This window comes from Streptomyces sp. FH025 (genome assembly GCF_017427025.1).
Taxonomy (GTDB): domain Bacteria; phylum Actinomycetota; class Actinomycetes; order Streptomycetales; family Streptomycetaceae; genus Kitasatospora.
This window is the reverse complement of record NZ_JAFLNG010000913.1, coordinates 1-2,552: the sequence shown is the minus strand read 5'-3', so window position 1 is coordinate 2,552 and position 2,552 is coordinate 1. Positions and strand designations below refer to the sequence as shown.

Annotated in this window: 2 protein-coding genes and 1 pseudogene; 1 reads left to right on the top strand and 2 read right to left on the bottom strand. The window is 73.0% G+C overall.

The genetic code is table 11. The features are described from left to right. Positions 1-648 (bottom strand): alpha-ketoglutarate-dependent dioxygenase AlkB (locus J0670_RS35595; RefSeq protein ID WP_374223236.1); only part of this gene is annotated, 648 nt, incomplete at its 3' end. A gap of 201 nt (positions 649-849) precedes the next feature. After that, positions 850-1,629: a transglycosylase family protein gene (locus tag J0670_RS35590; protein ID WP_207816743.1), complete on the bottom strand. Its 780-nt coding sequence runs from the start codon at positions 1,627-1,629 to the stop codon at positions 850-852. Between the two features lie 592 nt (positions 1,630-2,221). On the opposite strand from J0670_RS35590, the pseudogene J0670_RS35585 reads away from it, so the two are divergent. Further along, a pseudogene (locus tag J0670_RS35585) lies at positions 2,222-2,552 on the top strand (hypothetical protein); the annotation flags it as partial.

Genomic DNA, 2,552 nt, shown 5'->3' with positions numbered 1-2,552 from the left:
CCCGACCAGCCCCAGCGCCGGATCCGCCGTCCCGGCCATCGTCCGCACCACCCCGTGGTACGCGAACCGGGCCGGCCCGCCGAACACCAGCAGGTCACCGCTGTGCAGCTCGAAGTCGGTCCACGGCCGGGTCCTGGTCTCGGTGTTCCCGAGCCGGAAGACGCAGCCGTCGCCGAGCGAGAGCGAGACCACCGGTGCGTCCGTCCGTTCGTCGCGGTCCTGGTGGAGGCCCATCCGGGCGCCGTGCGGGTAGTGGTTGACGATCGCGGTGTCGGGTGCGTACCCCGCCGCGCCCGCGACCTCCGCCACCGCGCCGCCGTACGCCTCGGCCACCGCCCGGCGGGCCAGACGCCCCAGTTCGGGCGGGAACGGCTTGACGGGCGCGCCGTCCTCGGCGACCCGCCGGTACCCGTACGGGTACCAGTGCCACCCGAGACTCACCATCCGCACCGACATCACCCCGCCGGTGGGCATCCGCACGGTGTGCAGTCCGGCCGGCGGGCGGGCCCACTCCCGGCAGGCGGCGATCAGGCGCAGCTGCGCGTCGAGGTCCAGCCAGCCGGGCAGCAGGACGGCCCCGGGGGCGGGCTCGGAGCGCTCCCGCGCGGCGGGGTCGCCGGACGGGTCGCCGAACAGCTCACCCTGGATCACCCCACCATCCTCCCGCACCACCCCGACGGAGACCCGGCGGAAATCCGACGGGGACCCCGGCGAAGGCCCGGCACCACGCCGAGAACGCCCCAACACCGGGCAGGCCGACACCCCCGGGAACGCCGACGGCCGCTCCCCCGCGCGGCGGAGGAGCGGCCGTGACAGGCCGAGCAGCCGGTGTCAGCCGCTCACGGGGCCTCAGATGCTGAGGGTCTGGCCCGGGAAGATCAGGTCGGGGTTGCCACCGATGACCTTGGCGTTGTTCTGGTACAGGTCGTGCCAGTCCAGGCCCTGCGCGGCGGCGATGGAGCTCAGGGTGTCACCGGACTTGACGGTGTAGCTGCCCTTGGCGGCCTTCGGAGCAGCCTTCGACGCGACGTCAGCCTTCGGAGCGGCCTTCGGAGCGGCCTTCGGAGCGGCGGCGGCCTTCGGGGCGGCCTTCGGCGCGACGTCAGCCTTCGGAGCGGCCTTGGGCGCCGCGGCGGCCTTCGGGGTGGCGGTCTTCGGCGCCGGGGTCTGCGCCGGCTTGGCGGCGGCGGACCCGGCGGCACCCGCCGAGGTGTCGACGGCGGCCGGAGCGCCGCCCTTGGTCAGGCCGGCCTTGACGGAGCACACGGGCCAGGCGCCCGGGCCCTGCGAGGCGAGGACCTTCTCGGCGACGGCGATCTGCTGCGCCTTGGTGGCCTGGTTGGCCTGCGAGGCGTAGGCGGTGCCACCGAAGGCGGCCCAGGTGCTGGAGGTGAACTGGAGGCCGCCGTAGAAGCCGTTGCCGGTGTTGATGGCCCAGTTGCCGCCGCTCTCGCACTGGGCGACGGCGTCCCAGGTGGCGACGGAGGCGGCGGAGGCCGGAGTGGCCGTGACGAGGCCGGCCACCGGCAGGGCCGCGACAGCGGCGCCCGCCACGACGGCCATCCGCACGCGGTTGCGCTTGGTGGCGGTGGAGGTTGTGGCAGCGGCGGTCTCGTGACGGAAGGTCATGGGGTTCCTCTCGACAGCCCCGGGCGGGCATGCGGAACCAGACCCTGGAGAGGGCCGCATTCGCTTGCCGCGTCCGTCGGACGGCCGTGCACGTGTCGGACGTGCCGCTGCCGCCCCGGCCACCCAGCCGCTCGCCGGCGACCTGTTCGAGCGATCGCGTCGGCGGGCACCTGCCGCGCCCGGTCGGAGCCGGGGGGCCGTGCGTCGGGGGTGAACCCGGGTGGCGCTCGTTGCGCCGCCCAAGAAGCTACGAGTCGGTAGGCGGGGAAACCAAAACTCCACCGGTCTCCCCAGCTCAGCAAAGGGTTACCGGCGGTAAGAGCCACATAATTACGCCCGGAATGTCCGGTTTAGCCATCGATTCCTAGATCAAACATCCCGATCGCGTGACTCACCTCACGGTTTCGATCCGGTGGTTCCGCGATCGACATCGACAGATTGCGACCACGAGTGCACTCAGTGCGGTCGAATCCGGGGCAATTCTCGTCAGCCTCGACGGGCACCCGTGACGCCTGACACAAGGGCCCGTTGGGCATGGCGCCCTCCCCCTGTCCGCCCCAGAACCCCATCCACACCCATCCGAGGAGACTCTGTGCCGCGCATGCTCGACGTCAGCGACGAGGTCCGGTCCGAGATCGGCGACGACGAGGCCGACCGCCTGCTCGGCGGCGACCGCGCCCCCGCCACCTACGAATGCACCTCCTGCCGCACCCCCGGCGACACCCACGTGGAACCCACCAGCACCGTGCTGTTCGTCGGTGACGAGACGGCGGTCCTCGCCTTCGCGCACGCCCGCTGCATCCCCTCCCAGGTCGTCCCGGTCTCCGAGGAGCAGCTGGTCGGCGCCGTCCGCAGCATCAACCAGTCCCAGCCGGCGCCCGTCGCACCCATGCCCGTCGTACCCGCGCAGGCCGTACCCGGGC